Source organism: Microbispora sp. H13382, assembly GCF_014161445.1.
Taxonomy (GTDB): Bacteria; Actinomycetota; Actinomycetes; order Streptosporangiales; family Streptosporangiaceae; genus Microbispora.
On sequence record NZ_JABBXA010000003.1, the window covers coordinates 162,123 to 181,174 of the forward strand.

General features: G+C 71.7%; 13 protein-coding genes. 11 read left to right on the plus strand and 2 right to left on the minus strand.

What is annotated here, in order from left to right; all coding sequences use genetic code 11:
- The first annotated feature begins 207 nt into the window (after positions 1 to 207).
- The 5 genes from HHX41_RS08405 to HHX41_RS08425 all read left to right on the plus strand — a co-directional run bounded on the left by HHX41_RS08405 (position 208) and on the right by HHX41_RS08425 (position 7,523).
- Positions 208 to 2,538, plus strand: a complete 2,331-nt coding sequence (locus HHX41_RS08405) for a hypothetical protein (protein WP_182905463.1) — start codon at positions 208 to 210, stop codon at positions 2,536 to 2,538.
- 50 nt (positions 2,539 to 2,588) lie between these two features.
- Positions 2,589 to 3,689 carry a glycosyltransferase gene (locus HHX41_RS08410; protein ID WP_182905464.1) on the plus strand — a complete coding sequence of 367 codons (1,101 nt, stop codon included), beginning with the start codon at positions 2,589 to 2,591 and terminating at the stop codon, positions 3,687 to 3,689.
- Between the two features lie 6 nt (positions 3,690 to 3,695).
- The gene (locus HHX41_RS08415; protein WP_182905465.1) at positions 3,696 to 4,985 is read left to right on the plus strand and encodes a hypothetical protein; all 1,290 of its coding nucleotides are present in this window, start codon (positions 3,696 to 3,698) and stop codon (positions 4,983 to 4,985) included.
- Complete coding sequence (locus HHX41_RS08420; protein ID WP_259400819.1) at positions 4,982 to 6,298, plus strand: lipopolysaccharide biosynthesis protein; 1,317 nt, start codon at positions 4,982 to 4,984, stop codon at positions 6,296 to 6,298. Before HHX41_RS08415 ends, HHX41_RS08420 begins: the two co-directional genes overlap by 4 nt.
- 73 nt (positions 6,299 to 6,371) lie before the next feature.
- Positions 6,372 to 7,523, plus strand: a complete 1,152-nt coding sequence (locus HHX41_RS08425) for a glycosyltransferase family 4 protein (RefSeq protein WP_182905467.1) — start codon at positions 6,372 to 6,374, stop codon at positions 7,521 to 7,523.
- On the opposite strand, the gene HHX41_RS08430 is transcribed toward HHX41_RS08425, so the two are convergent.
- Complete coding sequence (locus HHX41_RS08430) at positions 7,447 to 10,770, minus strand: DUF4082 domain-containing protein (RefSeq protein ID WP_259400782.1); 3,324 nt, start codon at positions 10,768 to 10,770, stop codon at positions 7,447 to 7,449. The two genes, HHX41_RS08425 and HHX41_RS08430, sit on opposite strands and share 77 nt — an antisense overlap.
- A 494-nt stretch (positions 10,771 to 11,264) precedes the next feature.
- Between HHX41_RS08430 and HHX41_RS08435 the strand changes: the two genes are divergently transcribed.
- The 3 genes from HHX41_RS08435 (at position 11,265) to HHX41_RS08445 (ending at position 15,357) form a co-directional block, all read left to right on the plus strand.
- Positions 11,265 to 13,337 (plus strand): DUF4082 domain-containing protein, encoded by a 2,073-nt coding sequence (locus HHX41_RS08435; protein WP_182905468.1) that lies wholly within the window; start codon positions 11,265 to 11,267, stop codon positions 13,335 to 13,337.
- Between the two features lie 104 nt (positions 13,338 to 13,441).
- Positions 13,442 to 14,599 carry a dTDP-4-amino-4,6-dideoxygalactose transaminase gene (gene rffA / locus HHX41_RS08440; protein WP_220503865.1) on the plus strand — a complete coding sequence of 386 codons (1,158 nt, stop codon included), beginning with the start codon at positions 13,442 to 13,444 and terminating at the stop codon, positions 14,597 to 14,599.
- The gene (locus HHX41_RS08445) at positions 14,596 to 15,357 is read left to right on the plus strand and encodes an N-acetyltransferase (RefSeq protein WP_182905469.1); all 762 of its coding nucleotides are present in this window, start codon (positions 14,596 to 14,598) and stop codon (positions 15,355 to 15,357) included. Before rffA ends, HHX41_RS08445 begins: the two co-directional genes overlap by 4 nt.
- Here the strand turns inward: HHX41_RS08445 and HHX41_RS08450 are convergent.
- Positions 15,320 to 16,330, minus strand: a complete 1,011-nt coding sequence (locus HHX41_RS08450; RefSeq protein ID WP_310741843.1) for a glycosyltransferase family 2 protein — start codon at positions 16,328 to 16,330, stop codon at positions 15,320 to 15,322. The genes HHX41_RS08445 and HHX41_RS08450 overlap by 38 nt on opposite strands.
- A gap of 61 nt (positions 16,331 to 16,391) precedes the next feature.
- Between HHX41_RS08450 and HHX41_RS08455 the strand changes: the two genes are divergently transcribed.
- The 3 genes from HHX41_RS08455 to rfbB all read left to right on the plus strand — a co-directional run bounded on the left by HHX41_RS08455 (position 16,392) and on the right by rfbB (position 19,033).
- The gene (locus HHX41_RS08455) at positions 16,392 to 16,841 is read left to right on the plus strand and encodes a GtrA family protein (RefSeq protein ID WP_182905471.1); all 450 of its coding nucleotides are present in this window, start codon (positions 16,392 to 16,394) and stop codon (positions 16,839 to 16,841) included.
- 150 nt (positions 16,842 to 16,991) lie between these two features.
- Positions 16,992 to 18,059 (plus strand): glucose-1-phosphate thymidylyltransferase, encoded by a 1,068-nt coding sequence (locus tag HHX41_RS08460; RefSeq protein WP_182905472.1) that lies wholly within the window; start codon positions 16,992 to 16,994, stop codon positions 18,057 to 18,059.
- A complete protein-coding gene (rfbB, locus tag HHX41_RS08465) occupies positions 18,056 to 19,033 on the plus strand; it encodes a dTDP-glucose 4,6-dehydratase (RefSeq protein ID WP_182905473.1) in 978 nt (325 codons plus the stop codon). Before HHX41_RS08460 ends, rfbB begins: the two co-directional genes overlap by 4 nt.
- Positions 19,034 to 19,052: the final 19 nt, after the last annotated feature.

Below are 19,052 nucleotides of genomic sequence, written 5' to 3' on the forward strand. Positions count from 1 at the left end.
CGTTCGGCGGAAACGTAAAGCATCGGCCCGGTTCGTATTCGCGCCGCGCCGCCGGGAACGGACCGCTTTTCCTCCGCCTCGGCGCGGATGCGCGCGACGCCGCGGTCCGCGGACGAATGCGGGTCCGTACAAAGGAGTGGCAAGGACTCCGCCGCGCCCCGGCGTCGAAGCCGGGCGGGGGCGCGGACGATCGTGAGGCTTGGCCCCATGGCCGAGACAACACCTCTGCGGCACGCCGGTCCGATCACCCTGGCTCCGGCGGGACGAGCGCGTCCGTCGCGGCCGGACGCCCGGGCCGCGCGCACCCGTGCGGCCCGGGTCCTGGCGTGGCTGCCGGCCGCGACGGTGACGGCGTTCACGGCGGCCGTCGTGCTGCGCTACGGCGTCTCCGTCAGGGACCTGCTCTGCTTCTGCGCCTATCTCGTCGCCTGCGTGGCGCTGCCCGGAACCCTGCTGGTCCGTGCCCTGTACCGCGGCCGCCGCACGGTGGCCGAGGAGATCGCCCTCGGCGTGGCGCTCGGCTACGTCGCCGAGGTGCTGGCCTACGTAGCCGCCCGCGCCGCCGGGGCGCCGCTGCTCGTGCTGCTGTGGCCGGCCGTCACGTACGCGGCCTGCGCCGCGTTCCCGCGGCTGCGCGGGCGAGGGGCGGCCGTCCCGCGGGCCACCGCGCCGCTGTGGTGGTCGTGGTTCCTGGCGCTGACCGTCGCGAGCCTGGTCGCATGGAGCGCGGTCACCTTCTTCCGGCACACCGCCCTGACCTGGCCGCTGATGGCGGTCGCGAACGTCGACCTGCCGTACCACCTGGCACTCGTCGGCGAGCTGAAGAACCACATGCCGCCCACGGTGCCCCTCGTCGCGGGCGAGCCGCTGCTCTACCACTGGTTCGTGTACGCGCACTACGCGGCGGCGAGCTGGATCACCGGCATCGAGCCGCTGGTGCTGCTGTTCCGCCTCGGCATGCTGCCCGTGCTGGCGGCGCTCGTCGTCCTGCTGGCCATGGTCGCCCGGCGCGTGGCCAGGTCCCGGGCCGCGGTGGCGGCCACCCTCGCGGGCACGTTCTTCATGGCGACTCCGCAGCTCTACGCCGGGCCTGGCGCCGGCGTGTTCACCTGGCGCGTCCAGTCGTGGACGAGCCCGTCCCAGACGTTCGGAGCGCTCCTGCTCGTGCCGGTCGTCCTGCTGGTGATCGAGGCGCTGGAGCCCCGCGGGAGGCCTGTGAGTGGGGCGGACGCCGGGCGGTGGATCCTGCTCGGCGTGTTCCTCGTCGGGGTCATGGGCGCCAAGGCCACCCAGCTGCCGCTGCTGGCGGCGGGGCTGGCGGCCGCGGGCGCCGCCGCCCTCGTCCGGAGGCGCGCGCCGTCCCGGGCCCTGCTCGCCGCCGCGGGGATGACCGCGGCGTGCCTGCTGTACGCGCAGTTCGTGTTGTTCGGCGGCGCGCGCAACGGCATCGTCGTGGACCCGCTGTCGCTCATGCGCACGACGTGGGGGCAGCTCACCGGGCAGGACGAGGCCCGCGCGGGGACGGCGGCGCTGCTCGGCGTGACCCTCCTGTACGTGCTGTGCTGGGCGACGATCTGGTTCGGGGTGCTCGGACTTCTGGGCCGGTCGCGGGCGCTCACCCGGCCGGGGGTGCTCGTCATGCTCGGCATGGGCCTGTCCGGGCTCGGCGCGGTGCTGGTGTTCGGGCACTGCCTGATGAGCCAGATCTACTTCCTCGCCGGGGGCTACCCCTACCTGGTGATCACCGCCGTCCACGGGCTGTCCCTCGCGCGGCGGCGCGCGCGGTTGCCGTACCGCGCCGTCGCCGTCGCGGCCGGATCCGGGGTGCTGATCGGACTCCTGGTACGGGCCCTGTGTGGAGTCCGGGTCCCGTTGGCTCCCGGCCTGCCGCAGGCGTCGCTCTACCTGCCGTACGCCGCCGCGGCGGCCGCCGTGACGGTGGTCGCCGTCGTTCTGGCGATCATGAGATGGAGCCGCGCCCGCCGATGGGCCTTCATCGTCTTCATGGTCACCGGCCTCGGCCTTCCCTTCGCGTGGGCGGCGAGGGCGCTCTCCGGTGACGCGGGGGACGCCTCCTCCGCGCCCGGCGGACCGGTCCCGGTCACGTCCGTGCCCGCAGGGGCGCTGGACGCGGCGCGGTGGCTGCGCGCGCACTCCGGCCCGGACGACCTGGTCGCGACCAACGCCCACTGCCGGTGGGGGTACGAGAGCCCGTGCGACAACCGGCACATGTGGCTGGCCGCCCTGGCCGAGCGGCGTGTGCTGGTCGAGGGCTGGACCTACACCCCGTCGAACAACGGCCGCTGGCGTCCCGGGCTGCCGATCGAGCGCATTCCCTTCTGGGACGAGGAGCGGCTCCGGCTCAACGACGCCGCGTTCCGGGATTCCGCCTCCTCCGCGATCGGGCTTCTGCGCAGCCGGTACGGCGTCCGCTGGCTCGTCCTCGAACGCCGGCGGGGAATTCCGGAACCACGCGCAGGGGAATGGGCGAAGCCGGTCTACCGGTCCGCCGACTACCTGATTTACCGCGTCGTCTGAACGCGATCCGGAGCCGTTTTCCTGAATATTCTCCTAGGGGATTGAGCGCGATGCGCAGTGTCCATGTGTGCGAAGTCATCAAGACGCTGGACGTCGGGGGCGCGGAGATGCTCCTCGTCGAGCGGTTGCTCGCCACGTCCGGCTCGGCCCACCGTTACACCGTGGCGTGCCTGAGCGCGTCGACCGGCGAGCTCGCCGGCCGCCTCAGGTCGGCCGGGATCGGCGTCGTCGACCTGTCCTCCTGCCCGCGCCCGCTGCGGCTCGCGCGGCTCGTGCGGGAGGTCAGGCGCCTGGGGCCGGACGTCGTGAACCTGCACTCGCCCCTTCCCGCCGCGCTGCTGCGCCCGGCGTCCCGGCTGTGGCGCCACCGGCCGTTCCTCATCTCGACGGTCCACAACGTGCGCTACCACCCGCTGACGACGGTGCTCGACCGGGCGACCGCCTGGCTGGACGGCCGCATCGTGGCGGTCTCGCCCCAGGTCGCCCGGGCGCGCACCGGCAGGCGCGGGCGCGGGCCTTTCACGTGTGTCCACGGTGTGCGGGTGGCCGAGCAGCGCCGCTGGGCCGCGCTGGCCGGCTCGACCCGGCGGGAGTGGACGGTCCCGGACGACGCCTTCCTCATCGTGAACGTCGCCAACTTCCGTCCGCAGAAGAACCACGGGCTGCTCGTCGAGGCGGCCGCCAGGGTCGTCGCCGCCGACCCGCGCGCCGTCTTCCTGCTCGCTGGGGCGGGGCCGCTGCGGCAGGAGACGGAGCGCCGCGTCGCCCGCGTCGGGTCCGACCGCATCCGGGTCGTCGGCCCCGTGGCCGACGCCCGCCGGCTGATCGCCGCCGCCGACCTGCTCGTGCTCAGCTCCGAGTACGAGGGGTTGCCGGTCGTGGTGATGGAGGCGCTGGCCGCGGGGGTGCCCGTGGTGTCCACCGCCGTCGGGGGTGTGCCCGACCTGATCGAGACGGGCAGGAACGGCCTGCTCACCCTGCCCGGCAGCGCGCACTCCCTGGCCGAGGGCATCCTGCGCGCGATGCGCCCGGAGACGGCGCGGAGCCTGCGGGCCGGTGCTCGTGAGAGCGCGGAGCAGGTGGACATCGGGCGGGCGGCGGAGTGGTTCGAGCGGCTCTACGCCGAGGTCTGCCGCCGGAAATCCGGGTGACTCCGGATGGAATACATCGTCGTTCTCGTGGCGGCGGCGCTGCTCGTCGTGACGGTGCACCTGAGCCTCGATCCGCGCGTGGCGTGGCGCGCGCTGCCCGTGCTGCTGGCCGCCTTCGCCGTACGGCTCGCCGTGCACTTCTTCGTCGTCCGGTCCAGCGCCGTCGGCTACGGCGGCGACAACTTCACCTACGAGTTGAGAGCCCTGGAGGTCGTCGAGCTGTGGCGGCGGGAGGGCCCGCACTTCGTCGGCCCAGGCGAGCTGGACTCGGTCGAGTCCGTCGCCGTGCCGTGCAACGTTTTCGCGCTCGTCATGTATCTGTGCGGCGGCCGGGCTCCGCTCGCCTGCACCGCCGTCGTGGCGCTGCTCGCCTGCGTGCTGTGCGTCGTGGTCTACCGGTTCGCGCGGCTCGCCGGAGCCGACGACAGGGCCGCGTTCCGGCTGCTGGTCATCACGGCGTTCCTCCCCGGATTCGTGCTGCACACGTCCGACACGTTCAAGGACGGATTCAACGCCTTCCTCGTGGTGGCCTGCCTCGGGGTCGCCGCGTCGAACGTGCGGCGCTTCGACATGCGCAAGGTGCTCGCCCTCGTGCCGTTGCTGTGGGCGCTGTGGAACGTCCGGCCGTACATGGTCTTCATGTGCGTCCTTCCGCTGATCGTCGGCGTCTCCAAGATCAGGGGTCGGCTCTCCGCCAGCAATGTGCTCGCCCTGTTCGTCCTGTTGGCGCCGCTCCTGCTGCTCATGCTGCGGGGAGCCGACCACGCCGGGCCGATCGCGGCCATGCAGGCACAGCTCGACCGCGCGCAGTCGCAGCACGTCCGGCTCGCGAACGCCGAGGGGACCTCCGGCGTGCTCTTCGACGACGGCGGCAACGCCTGGAACGCCCTGGCGCCGAAGCTGGCCTACACGCTGTTGTCCCCCTTCCCGTGGACGAGCGGGAGCCTGGTCCTGCAGCTCAGCAAGGTGGACACGCTGCTGTGGTACTGGCTGCTCTACCACGGCGTGCGCGGTGGCCTGCGGCTGTGGCGACGCAACCGCAACGTGCTCATGGTCCTCCTCCTGTTCGTCGTCCCGGGAAGCGTCGCCTACGCGACGACCATGTCGAACATGGGGCTCATGTTCCGCCAGCGCATCCCGATCGTCCTGGTCGTGAGCCTGCTGTCGGCTGTCTCGTGGTCGAGGACCGTGCCGGACGGCCGCTCCGGCGAGCCGCCGGAGCCGTCCGCGCCCCCGGCCGGCCCTGCCGAGCGGCTCGCCGCGCCCGTCCGGGGGAGCACGGCGTGCCGCACATGACCGGCGGCGGCGCCGGGAACGGGAGCCTGCGGAAGCTGCCGCAGACCATGATGAGCCAGGCCGCCCCGCTGGTCCTGGCCGCGGTGGCGGGCGTTCTACTGAGCCGCTGCCTGCAGCCCGAAGGCCGGGGGATATACGCGACCGTCACCACGACCGCGGGGACGGCCCTTGTGGTCGGCCATCTGTCGGTCGGGAGGTCGCAGATGGCGCTGTGGCCGGCGCTGGAGCGCCACCGGCCGCTCGCCGGCAACGCCGCGATCCTCGGACTGCTCCTCGGCGCCGCGGCCGCCGCGGCGGCCTTCGTCCTGGTCACCGTGCTGCACGTCGTCGCCGCGCCCCATCTCCTGGCCGTGGCGCTGCTCGCCGTGCCGTTCGGTGTCGCGGCGGTCAACCTCAGGGGGATCGCGCTGCTGCAGTCCCGGGTCGGCCTGGCCAACCGGGCCACCGTCCTGCCGGCCGTGGCGCTGTACGTCCCGATCCTGCTCCTGGCCGTGACGGGAACCGCCACCGTGACCGCGGTCGTCGCCCTCTGGGCGGTCTCCACGATCCTGCCCTTCGTGCTGTTCTTCCGTCCGCTCGGGCTTCCCGCGGCGGGGGAGGTGGTGCTCGCCCGCCGGCAGGTGGCGCTGTCGGGCCGCTATCACCTGGGGACGGTGGCGGTCCAGCTCCTGCTGACCGTGGACGTCCTGCTCCTGAACGCCCTCACGACGCCGGCCGAGGTGGGCCTCTACACGGTCGCGACGTCGTTCCTGTCCCTGTCGCGGGTGCCCACCGACGCGCTGGCCCAGATCGTGCTCTCCCGTCAGGCGGTGCCGGACGAGACCGCCGCCCGGGAGATCACCGCGCGGGTGGTCAGGCTCACCCTGCTGCTCGTCTCGGCCGTCGTCTGCGTGCTGGCGTGCGCCGCGCCCCTGGTGGTCCCGCTGCTGTACGGCCACGCCTTCGCGGGGAGCGTCGCACCGCTGCTGGCCCTCGCTCCGGGCATGGTCCCCTGGTCACTGCAGCGGCCGGTGGAGCAGTATCTGGTGCGGCTGGGCCGCCCGATGACGATGAACGCCGTGGCCGCGGGCGCCCTCGCGCTGAACCTCGCGCTGAACGCCGTGCTGATACCGCTGTGGGGGGCGCTCGGGGCCGCTCTCGCCTCCACCGCGAGCTACAGCGCGATGGCGGTGGTGGAGACCGCGTGGTTCGCGCGGGCCGCCGGGCTCGGCGTCGCGGACCTGCTGCCCAGGACACGCGACGTCCGGTGGGCGTACTCGGCGCTGCGCCCCGGGCGGCGGAGGGCGGACCGGCTCTCCGCAGCCGGGGTCTGAGCGGCCCTCACCGGTCCCGCGGGCGGCGCCGCCTCACCCGCGGGGCGACGACACCGATTCCAGGGAGGACGACGTGAGGATTCTGCACATCGGATATCGGCTGCCCCCGGAGCCGGGCGGCAAGGAACGCTACATCGCGCGCCTCGCCCGGGAGGAACTGCTCCGCGGGCACCACGTGCTGGTGGCCCACCGGTGCGGCGAGGCGCCGCCCGGCGTGGAGACGGTGACCCTGCGGCCGACCCGGGCGAGCCGGGCCGCCGCCCGCGCGTCCGGTCCCGTGGCGTTCGCGCTGGAGTGCGCCCACGCGCTGTCGCGTCTGGGCCCGCCGGATGTCGTCAACCTGCATGGAGACCACCGGGAGGCGCTCTTCCTCGGCCCGGCCGCCGCACGGCTGCGGATTCCGCTGCTGCTCACCGTGCACGGCGCGCTGGCGATGCGCCATCGGCCGATCATGCCGTGGGCCTTCCGCCGGGTGGGCGGGTTCGTGGCCGTGGGCGCCCGGCCGGCCGGTGAGTTGCGCAGGGCCGGAGTCCCGGTGCGGGCAATCCGGACGATGTCCGCCGGGCTGGACCTGACCCTCCTCGACGCGATCCGGTCGGCGGCCTCCAGGGAGCCCGGCCTGGTCGTCAGCGTGGGCAACCTCCTCCCCGTGAAGAACCACGCCCTCACGATCGAGGCGTTCCACCGGCTGCGGGCCGTCCGGCCCGAGGCGCGGCTCGTCATCGTGGGGGAGGGCCCGGAGCGCGCCCGGCTCGAACGGCTCGCGGGAGCGGGCCGCGGCGTGGAGTTCGCCGGGCAGTTGTCCGGCGAGGAGGTCTACGCGCTGGTGGGCCGGGCGCAGGCGTTCGTGCTCGCCTCGCGCAGGCTGCCCTCGATCGGCGAGGGGATCCCGACGGCGGCGCTGGAGGCCCTGGCGCTGGGCACCCCGGCAGTCCTGTCCTCCGACGCCACGCTCGACCCGGTGGTCGCCGACCGCGGCGCCTACCGCGTCTTCCGCAGCGGCTCGGCGGACGACCTGGCCGGACATCTGCGCCCCCTCCTCGACGACGAGGCGCTGCGGGCACGGATGGCCGAACGCGGCAGGCGGGCGGTCGCGCACCTCGGCTGGCCCCGGGTGGCGGCCCGGTTCGAGGATTTCTACAAGGCGGTCATCCGCGAGCGCCTCGGTCCTCCCGGTGGGCCGCACGCGGAGCGGGGCACGCGCCGCCTGGCGGAGCGGACCTGAGGTAGGGGAGCCGCTCCAGCATCGGGGAGCGGCCGTCCCGCGGGGCGCGGCGGCTGTTCCCCGCTGCGGGAAGGTCCGGGCCGCCCGCGGCGCATCGGGCCTCCCGCCGCCCGGCCCGGCCCCTCTCGCCTTCCGGGCCGGCGGCCGGGGCGAGGCCCGTACGGCCGCCCGCGCGCCCGTGCCGGAGGGCCTTCCGGGCGGAGGCCTGTGGCGGATCGGGGTCGAACAGCACGTCGACCCAGTAGTTGGTGGCCTGGAACGTCTTGTTGGGGAAGGCGTTCGCCGACGTGTAGAGGTAGACCCCGTTGCCTCCGCTCGCGGCGTCGGCCAGGGCGGTGAGCGGACCGCGCGTGTAGGTGTTGACGAAGTAGTACCGGTCCGCCGAGTAGTACCCCGCCGGCGCGAGGTACGAAGCGACGTAGGTAGTGCCCGCCGTGATCGAGATCGCCGGCGAGAAGTTCACCTGCTGCCAGCCGGTCGCGGTCTCGTTCGTGAAGGTCGCGCTTGCCAGCAGCTGGCCGGTCGTGGTCCACAGGCTGCCGACATGGGTGCCGGTGTTCTGCGGGCCCTTGTAGAACCTGACGCCCCTGATCTTGCCGGAGCCGGAGGCCTGGAACTTGACGCCGACCACGACCGACTTGTTGTCCTGCTGGGACGGATTCGACGGCGTCGCGGTGTCGTCCCAGAGGGTCGTCGCGGGTGAGAAGACCACGTCGACCCAGTAGTTGGTGGTCTGGTAGGTGCCGTTCGGGAACTTGGTCCCCGCGCCGTAGGAGTACAGTCCGTTGCCTCCGCCGTCGCCGCTCGCCGGGGCGGTGATCAGCCCGTTCGAGTACTGCGTGGTGAAGTAGGGCCGGGTCACCGAGTAGAACCCGGGGGTGTGGTACGAGGCGACGTAGTCGACGCCGGTGGAGATCAGCACGGGAGTCGAGAAGTTCACCTGCTGCCAGCCGGACGCGGTCTCGTTCGTGAAGGTCGCCTCGGCGAGCAGCGTGCCGTCGGCGGTCCACAGGCTGCCGACATGGGTGCCGGTGTTCTGCGATCCCTTGTAGAACCGGATGCCGGAGAGGTAACCGGGCGTGGTGACGCGGAACCTGACGCCCAGCTCCACCGACTTGGCGTCGGGGTTGTTGGCGACGGCGGGCGTGGTGCCGGGCGGCCAGATGGAGCACGGACATCCCGCGTTGACGTTGTACGTCATCGACGCCGGAGTGGTCTGCAGGTTGCCGATGTCGTCGACGGCCCGGGACAGCACCGTGACCGTCTGCGACTTCGGTGTCGTCCAGCGGTACTGCCAGCTCGTCCGGCCCACGGCCCGGTGCCAGGTCGTGCCGCCGTCGACCGAGACCTCCACGCCGGCCACCACGCCGCCCCCGGTGTCGGCCGCCGTGCCGCCGACCGTCACGGTCGTCCCGCCGGGGACCGAGGCGCCGGCCGTCGGGGTGAGCATCTGCGAGGTCGGGGGAGCGGTGTCGGTCGACTGCGTCGCCGGGACCAGGCCCGGCTCCAGTGTGGCCGGCTGCACCCCCATGTCGGCGAACAGGTTCACCGTCGCCTGCTTCATGCTGACGTCTGTGGGCGTGCCCGGGCGGTCGTGGACGGCGTCCAGCCCCCAGGCCCACTGCGTGGTCCCCGCGCCGAAGACGATCGAGCCGGCCGTGCCGCGGTACAGCGTGAGGTGGTGGGTGGCGGTCCCCGCGCCGTACGTGCTGCCGTAGTCGAGCAGGTACTTGTTGCCGGTGAACACGCTCACCTCGGACAGCAGCACCAGCCCTGGCGGCGCGACGCCGTTGTCGGGCGCCTCGTCCCACTCGTAGCCGAGTGTGCCGGTGGGGAAGACGGCGGTCTGCCCGGGCTGGAGGTTCGCGACCGCGGTGTTGCGCCACAGCCGGTAGGGCGCGTACGCCGCCGGGACGGCGATGTTGTTCGCGGAGATGCCGTTCACCCGGAATAGCGTGCCGGTCAGGGCGTTCTCGGGCCTGCCGCCGTCGGAGGGCGGGGAAAAACGCGGGTCCCGCCAGGTCCCGGTCCACTGCGGGCTGGGGTCGATCTTCGCGTTGGCGATGGTCTCCTTGTAGCAGACCAGTGTGCGGAACGGCGTGCCCGAACTGTCGATGCTGTTCTCCCACCGCGTCTTCCAGAACGACTCGTTGCCGGAGAAGAAGGTGAGCCCGACGCCGTTGTCCCTGGCGTTGGTCACGTTGGTGCGCATCTCGTTCGACCAGTACTCGTCGTGCCCCGACGACATGAAGATCTTGTGGTTGAGCAGCAGCGCAGGCCGGGTCGCCGTGTCGACGTTGCTGGTGTAGGCGACGTCGTAGCTGTTCAGTTCGAGCCACCTGATCATCGGATACTCGGCGTCGAAGAAGTAGGTCTCCGGCCGCTCGGCCCGCAGGGTCATCGGACGGTTGTAGCTGACCTTGAACGCGCGGCCCGTGGGAGTGCCCTGGTAGAGGCTGTTGCCGCCGTAGTCGTTGTACGCCTGCCAGGTCGCGTCGGAGGTCTGCACGAGGATGTCGGAGTTACGCGCGTCGTTGCGGACGACGAAGATGTTCTGGCTCACGCCGGCGGTGCCGTCGGTGCGGACGAAGTTCGCGAGGTAGACGCCGGAGACCGCGTTGGCGGGGACGGCCCAGGACGCGGAGACGGCCCAGTTGCCGCAGTCGATCAGCCCGGTGGCCGAATCGGTGAGACAGGCCGGCTGCGCCTGCGGCAGGGACGCGGACGGGGTGACGCTGGTGATCAGCCGCGCCCCGAGCCCCTGGTAGTAGCCGACGCGGTAGATGTCGATCCGGTACGCGGTGACGGACGGGGCCGACACCTTCCACTGCTGGGTGTCTCCCGCGTTGACGCTGATCTGCGTGGCGAAGCCGGTGATGTCGCTGCTGCCGTCGCCCGGCACGTCCCACTGGGACGGCGGGGTGCCCGGCAGGCTGTTCTCCAGGCAGATGATCGAGGTGGTCGGGCACGCCGCGCGCCGGGCCCGCGTCCGGGGGAGCCGGGTCCTCCGGCCGCTTTCCGCGGGCGCCGGGCCGGGTGAGGCCGAGGACACAGGGCGGGGTGAGGCCGAGGACACAGGGCCGGGCGTGCCGCCGCTTGGAGTCGCAGCGTCGTCCGCGGGCGCGGGCGCGGGCGTCCAGGCGGCCAGGAGCAGGGCGGCCACCGTCGCGGAGGCCGCGCCCAGCAACCGCGTGGCCGATGTCCCCCGCCTCCGGCGGACGCCGGCCACGCTCACTTCGCCTGACATCGCACACCCCTCGCGATCCGACAAACGATCAGGGGGAGTGACGCGAAGGATAGTGGTCGCGGAACCCGCCGGATCGGCACCCGGGAGTCGGCGAGTTTCCGCCCGGCGCGGATTTCCTTCTCCTTTCCCTGCCTGTCCGCCTGCCGCCAATCAAGTCGTCATATGAGCGCATTTAACGGGCGAACGGACACTCCTTGCGGAAAGGAGAAAAGAAAGGATGGAAATCATGAATCGCCGCGAGTAGCATCCCTGCTGAGCGGGCATTCTGCAAATCCTCCCCGTCCGCGTATAGATCATCGGCACAGGTGCGGCAATCCGCGGCTTCGGCCGTCCTTTCCCGCGCCATCGTTTTCCGCGTGACGACTCGCGCCCGGCGTCGCGCGCCCGGCGGATCGAATCCGATCGGTGCCCGCGGCGCGAGATCCGGGGGGGCCGATCTCCGATATGAGTCCCACAACACGTGCGTTCGCACCTTCACGTGAGGTAGGTCGGAAATGAACCGCTCAGCCGCCGCCCGGAAACGCGGGCGGGAACCCGTCGGGGACAGGCCCCGGAGACGTCGCCGGGATCTCTTCCGCAACGCCGGGCGGCACCGGCTCGCGGCGGCCGTCGTCGCCGTGCTCGCCGCCGGCGCCCTCGTCGCGGCGCCGGGGCAGGCCGTCGCCGATCCGTCCCTGTCCCTCGGCCGCGCTGCCACCTACGGGGTCCTGGCCTCGGTCTCGGTGACCAACACCGACTCCACCCAGGTCACCGGCGATCTCGGGGTGAGCCCGGGGACCTCGGTGAGCGGCTTCCCGCCCGGCACCGTCAGCGGGTCCGTCCACGCGGGCGACTCCGCGGCCGCCAACGCGATGGCCGACGCGGTCGTGGCGCGCGACCAGATCACCGGGATGTCCTCCACCGCCACCATCGGGCCCAACCTCGGCGGCACGACCCGGGGCCCCGGCGTGTACGACTCGAGCACCGGCGCCTTCTCGATCAGCGGATCGCTCACGCTCGACGCGCAGAGCAACCCCGACGCGATATTCGTGTTCCGGGCCTCCACCCTCACCGCCGCCCAGTCCAGCAACATCGCCCTCACCGGCGGCGCGCAGGAGAACAACGTGTACTGGCAACTCGACAACACCGTCTCGCTGGGCATGTATCCCACCTTCCGGGGCACCGTCCTGGCCAACGGCAACGTCTCGGTGGGCCCCGTCTCGGCCGTCTACGGCCGGATGTTCTCCCTCGGCGGCACGGTCGCCATCACGGGGACCACGAGCATCCCCGCCACCCGCATCACCGTGCCGAACAACCCGCCGACCACCACGACCCTGACCTCGTCGCCCAACCCCTCGCAGACAGGGCAGTCGGTCACCTTCACCGCCACCGTCCAGGCGCAGTCGGGCTCGGTCGTGCCCGCCGGCGACGTGGCCTTCAAGGACAACGGCGTCGTCATCGGCAAGGACCAGCACTACCAGGGGCATCCCGCCACGCTCACAACGTCGAGCCTCTCGGCGGGGCAGCACCGCATCACGGCCGTCTACCTCGGCGGGCCCACCTTCGACAACGAGGCCGTCATCTACTTCGCGCCCAGCACGTCACAGCCCGTCGTGCAGTACGTGTCGAGCACCAGCCTGTGGAACGACGGCGCGACCCCCGCCGTCGCCTCGCAGAACGACCCGAGCCCCGTCGTGCTGGGAGTCAAGTTCACCTCCTCCCAGAACGGCCTCATCACGGGGATCCGGTTCTACAAGGGCGCGTCGAACACCGGGACCCACACCGGCAGCTTATGGACGGCCGACGGCCGGCAGCTCGCGACCGTGGTCTTCACGAACGAGACCACGTCCGGCTGGCAGCGGATGGACTTCCCGTCCCCCGTCGCCGTCGCCGCCGGCACGACCTATGTCGCCTCCTACCACACGACGTCGGGGTTCTACTCGCTGGACCGGAACTACTTCACCACCTCGTACGTGAACGCACCGCTGACCGCTCTCGCCAACGGGCCCTCGGGCGGCGACGGGGTGTACTCCTACAGCCCGTCCGACACCTTCCCCGTCAGTTCCTACCGCGCCTCGAACTACTGGGTCGACGTGATGTTCACCCCGGCGCAGACCCTCTGGGACGACTCGCAGACCCCCGCCGTCGCCTCGCAGAACGACTCGAACCCCATCGTGGTCGGGGTGAAGTTCCAGTCGTCGCAGGACGGAGTGGTCACCGGCATCCGGTTCCGGAAGGGCCCGCAGAACACCGGCACCCACACCGGCAGCCTCTGGACGATCGGGGGGACCAGGCTCGCGACCGTGACTTTCAGCGGCGAGACACCCGCGGGGTGGCAGCAGGCGGACTTCCCCACGCCCGTTCCCATCACCGCGAACACGACCTATGTCGCCTCGTACCACACGACCTCGGGACGGTACGCGGTCGACCGGAACTACTTCACCTCCCAGCACGCCAACGGCGCCCTCGTCGCCCTCGCCGACGGATCCTCGGGCGGCAACGGCGTCTACACCTACAGCGGCACCGACACCTTCCCCGTCAGCTCGTACCGCGCCTCGAACTACTGGGTCGAGCCCGTGGTCCAGTAGGGGAGCCGGCGTCCGGCCCCGGGGCGTAAGGCTTGCTCAAGGAAATCCCCACGGCGGGCGGTCACGGACGTGCCGGGCCGCCCGCCCGATGTTCACTGGCGGAGGTGAGCACAACCAGCCTGACAGCGGTCCCCTTCAACCGGACCCACGTCTGCGACAACGAGCTCGGCTACCTCACCGAGGCCGTACGCCAGGGATTCACGTGCGGCGACGGGCCCTTCACCCGCAGGGCCACCGAGCTCCTGCGCGAGCTGACCGGTGCCGGCCACGCGCTGCTGACCACCTCCTGCACGCACGCGCTGGAGATGTCGGCGATCCTGCTGGACCTGCGCCCCGGCGACGAGGTGATCATGCCGTCGTTCACCTTCGTGTCCACCGCCAACGCGTACGCGCTGCGCGGGGCCGTGCCGGTGTTCGTGGACTGCCGTCCCGACACCCTGAACATCGACGAGCGCCTGATCGAGGCCGCGATCACCGGCCGCACGCGGGCCGTCGTGGTCGTCCACTACGCGGGCGTGGCCTGCGAGATGGACGCCGTACAGGCCCTCGCGGATCGGTACGGCCTGGCCGTTGTCGAGGACAACGCCCACGGCCTGGGCGGGTTCTACCGGAACCGGCCTCTCGGGTCCTTCGGGTGCATGGCGGCCCAGAGCTTCCACGCGACGAAGAACGTGCAGTGCGGAGAGGGCGGGGCCCTGCTGCTCCAGGACGCCGCCCTCGCCGCGCGGGCGGAGATCATCCGGGAGAAGGGCACCGACCGCAGCCGCTTCTACCGCGGTCAGGTCGACAAGTACCAGTGGATCGACATCGGCTCCAGCTACCTGCCCTCGGACGTCCTCGCGGCCATGCTGACGGCCCAGCTGGAGTCGTTCGGCTCCATCCAGGCGCGGCGTCACACGGTGTGGCAGGCCTACCACGAAGGGCTGTCGGAGTGGGCGGGGGACAACGGCGTCGCCCAGCCGGTGGTGCCCGAGGACCGCCGGCATCCGGCACACCTCTACTACCTGCTGCTGCCCGACCTGCATCACCGGCAGGCGTTCCTCGCCCATCTCGCGGCCGCGGGCGTGCAGGCGGCGTTCCACTACCAGCCGCTGCACCATGCCGTCGCGGGTCTGCGCTACGGGCGCACCGCGCCCGGCGGCTGCCCCGTTACGGAGCACGTCGCGGACCGGCTCGTACGGCTGCCGCTGTTCGCGGGGCTGGACGACGCCGGCGTCACCCGGGTGATCGAGGCCGTGCGCGGCTACAGGGTGGACCGATGAGCTGGCGGGACGTGACGGAGCCCGGCGTGGTGCTGACGGTACCGTCGCCGGTGGAGTCCGCGAGGTTCGGCCGTTCGGTCGAGCGTCTCACCGTCTCCGCCTCGTCCGCGGCGCCGCTGGAGACGGTGCGCGATGCCGTGGCGCGGTCGGCGGCGGACGTCGTCATCCTGCGGTACCCGGCGGAGTACGTCGGCTGGTTCGCCGGGCTGACGACGCTCGGCCGCACCGCCGTGCTGGCCGACTCGCTGGTCTACTGGCGGCTGCGGGCGGGGGAGGGCCGCCGGCCTCAGCCGGTGGGCGGCCTGGCCGTGGACGGTGTGCCGGCCGCGGCGGAGGTGCGCGCCTTCGTCCGGCGGACCTTCGGGGCGTACGGCAACCACTACCTCGCCAACCCGCTGTTCGACGCCGCGGACGCGGCCGAGGGCTACGAGGAGTGGGCGCTGCGGTCGGCGGCGCGGGACGGATGCGTGACCCTGCGAGGCCCCGACGGCGTGCTCGCGCTCGCGACGATCGAGCAGGACGGTCCGCGCACCGAGATCCTGCTCGCCGGTGTGACCCCCGCGGCGCAGGGGCGCGGCGTCTACGCGCACCTGCTCGCGGCGGTCGAGGACCGCGCCGCCTCGCGCGGCGCGGCCGAGGTCGTCATCTCCACCCAGGGACACAACACGCGCGTGCAGAGGGCCTGGGCGAGGTACGGGTTCGAGCCGGTCCACACCCTCCTCACCGTGCATCTGATCCGGGGCCCGCTGCCGCGCTGAACACGGACGCCTGCCGGGGAGGGGAGCCGGCCCGCTCGCGGATCACGTAGGTCGGGCGGCCCATGCCGCCGCCGTGAATGCGCCCGATGTACTCCCCGAGCACGCCGATCGAGATCAGTTGCGCGGCGGAGAACAGGGCGACCATCGAGGCCAGCGTGGTGAACCCGGCGACCGTGATGCCTCCCATGAGGAAGCGCCACAACACCGCTCCGCCGAGCGCCAGGCCCACGACGCCGACCAGGAACCCGAGGTAGCTGGCCGCCCTGAGCGGGGCCGCGCTGTATCCGACCAGCATGTTCAGGGTGTGCCGGACGAGCAGCCGGGGGGTGTAGTTGGACCTGCCGTGGCCGCGCTCGTCCATGTGCACCGACGCGGAACCGACCCGGGTGGTCGCCCACGACAGCGCCACGTCGACGGAGGCGTGCGGCCCGGTCAGTCCCTCGAACGCGTCCCGCAACGGGGTGCGGAAGGCGCGGAACGCGCTGATCGCCCGTGCGGCGCCGACGCCGAGCGTGGCCGCCATTCCCGCCTTCACCGAACGCGACGCGAAACTGCGCAGGAACCCGTGCTCCTCCTGGTACGGCACTCCGTACACCAGGTCGAGCCGTTCCCGCTCCAGCGCGTCCAGCAGCACCGGGATCTGCTCCGGCGGGTGCTGCAGGTCGTCGTCCATGGTGACGACCACATCGAACCTCGCCTCCCGGATGCCCGCCACCAGGGCGTTGTGCTGCCCGTAATTGCGCGACAGGTGGAGGGCGCGCACGCCGTCCACCTCGCCGGCCAGCCGGGACGCGGTGAGCCAGGTGTCGTCCGGGCTCCCGTCGACGACGAGGATCACCTCGTGCGACGGGGACAGCCGGCGCAGGACCGGCATGAGCCTGGCGACCAGCGACGGAAGGGTCCGCGCTGAGCGATAACACGGAATTACCACCGACACCGACATCGATTCCCCTGGTTCGTTAGCGCGGTTCATGAGCACCGGCGATTACACTCCTGCTGACCGGTCTCGGTAGCACATCCGGAGTGATTCAATCATGCTCGAACTGGAAAGCCGGAGTGCCCGGAAAGCCCGGGTCGCGGCCCTGCCGGCTTTTCTCGGCCAGCGCATCACATACCTGCTGGCGGGTGCGGCAACGGCGGGGGTGTATTACGTTCTTCTTGGCCTGGGTTTGCTGCTGACCAGGAATTCGGTGCCCTATCTTTTCCTCGTCGTGGGCTGCCATTTCGTCACCGTTGTGACCGTCTATCCGGCGTACCGGCTCGTCGTCTTCCGTGGCTGCACGGTCGGCTGGATCACCGGCTACCTGCGCTTCTACGCCGTGGGGCTGACCTTCCTCGGCGTGTCCGTGGTGGGACTGCCGCTACTGGTGGAGTTCGCCGGGATTCCGCTCATGGCGGCGCAGGCTCTGATAATCCTGCTGAGCCCGCCGCTGAGTTACCTCGCAAACCGGTTCTGGGCTTTCCGGGCGACCGGCATCGCCTGAGCTCCGCAACCCGTGTCACGCCGTACGGCAAAACGGGGAGCGGCGATCCGCGGCCGATTACCGGTGGCTGTTATTTTCGGGCGATCGGCCGGTCGTGCGCGTCCCGGGAAATCCCGTCGGCGGCCAAATTCTAGGAAAGGAATCGAGAGCGTGAAGGCACTCGTCCTGGCGGGCGGCAAGGGCACGAGATTGCGCCCGCTGACCCATACCTCGGCCAAACAGCTCGTTCCCGTCGCGAACAAGCCGGTGCTCTTCTACGGGCTGGAGGCGATCAGGGACGCCGGCATAACGGACGTGGGGATCATCGTCGGCGACACGGGCCGGGAGGTCCGCGAGGCCGTCGGCGACGGTTCGGCGTTCGGGCTCGACGTCACCTACATCCAGCAGGAGGCGCCGCTCGGGCTGGCGCACTGCGTCCTCGTCGCGCGGGAGTTCCTCGGCGACGACCCGTTCGTCATGTACCTCGGCGACAACTTCCTGGTCGGCGGCATCGGCGGCCTGGTCGAGGCTTTCGCCGCCGAGGACTGCGACGCCCGGATCCTGCTCACCCGGGTGGCCGAGCCGCAGTTCTACGGCGTCGCCGAGCTCGGCCCGGACGGGGAGATCGTCGCGCTGGAGGAGAAGCCCGAGCACCCGCGCAGCGACCTGGCGATCGTCGGGGTCTACGCGTTCTCCCCGGCCGTCCACGAGGCCGTACGCGCGATCACGCCGTCCGCCAGGGGCGAACTGGAGATCACCGACGCGATCAAGCGGCTCATCGACACCGGCCACCGCGTGCGGTCGCACCTCGTCACCGGTTACTGGCGTGACACCGGCCGCCTGCAGGACATGCTGGAGTGCAACCGCATCGTGCTGGAGGCGGTCGAGCCCGGCGTGGCGGGCACCGTGGACGGGCTGTCGGAGGTCAGCGGGCGCGTCGTGATCGCCCCCGGCGCCGTCGTGGAGGGCTCGGTCATCCGCGGCCCCGTGGTGATCGGCGCCGACACCAAGATCATCGGATCGTACGTCGGACCGTACACCTCCATCGGCGAGGGCTGCGTGATCGAGGACGCCGAGGTGGACTACAGCATCGTGCTCGCCGATTCGGCCGTCCGGGGAGTCCGCGGCATGACCCACTCGCTGATCGGCCGCAACGCGGAGGTCACGAAGGCGACCGGGGTGCCCAACGCCTACCAGCTCATGATCGGAGACCACAGCAAGGTGCAGGTGCGCGCATGAGGCTCCTCGTCGCCGGCGCGGCCGGCTTCATCGGGTCCCACTACGTCCGCTCGGTGCTGTCGGGCGCCTACCCCGGCTACGAGGACGCCGAGGTCACGGTGCTGGACAAGCTGACCTACGCCGGCAACCCGGCCAACCTCGCCCCGGTCGAGACCAACCCCGCCTTCACGTTCGCGTACGGCGACGTGTGCGACGAGGAACTGCTGCGCGAGCTGGTCCCCGGGCACGACATGGTCGTGAACTTCGCCGCCGAGACCCACGTCGACCGCTCGATCGCCGGCGCGGGCGACTTCGTGACGACCAACGTGCTGGGCACGCAGCGGTTGTTGCAGGCCGCCCTGGAGGCGGGCGTGCGCACGTTCGTCCAGGTGTCCACCGACGAGGTGTACGGCTCGATCGACGAGGGGACGTGGACGGAGGCGGAGCCGCTGCTGCCGAACTCGCCCTACTCGGCCGCCAAGGCCGGGGCCGACCTGCTCTGCCGCGCCTACCACCGCACGTACGGGCTGGACGTCCGGCTGACCCGGTGTTGCAACAACTACGGGCCGTACCAGTACCCGGAGAAGGTCATCCCGCTGTTCGTCACCAACCTGATCGACGGGCGGCCCGTGCCGTTGTACGGCGACGGCCGCAACGTGCGGGAGTGGCTGCACGTGGACGACCACTGCCGGGGCATCCAGCTCGTGCTGGACAAGGGGGAGCCCGGCGAGGTCTACAACATCGGCGGCGGGACGGAGCTGAGCAACCTCGATCTCACCCGCCGGATCCTGGACGCCCTCGGCGCCCGCTGGGAGATGGTCGAGCGCGTGCCCGACAGGCCGGGGCACGACCGGCGCTACGCGCTGGACAGCGGCAAGATCCGCGCGATCGGCTACGAGCCCCGGGTGGACTTCGACGAGGGGCTCGCGGACCTCGTGCGCTGGTACCGGGACCACCAGGACTGGTGGCGCCCGCTGACGAATCGCCGCGGCTGAGACGGCACATCGTGACAGA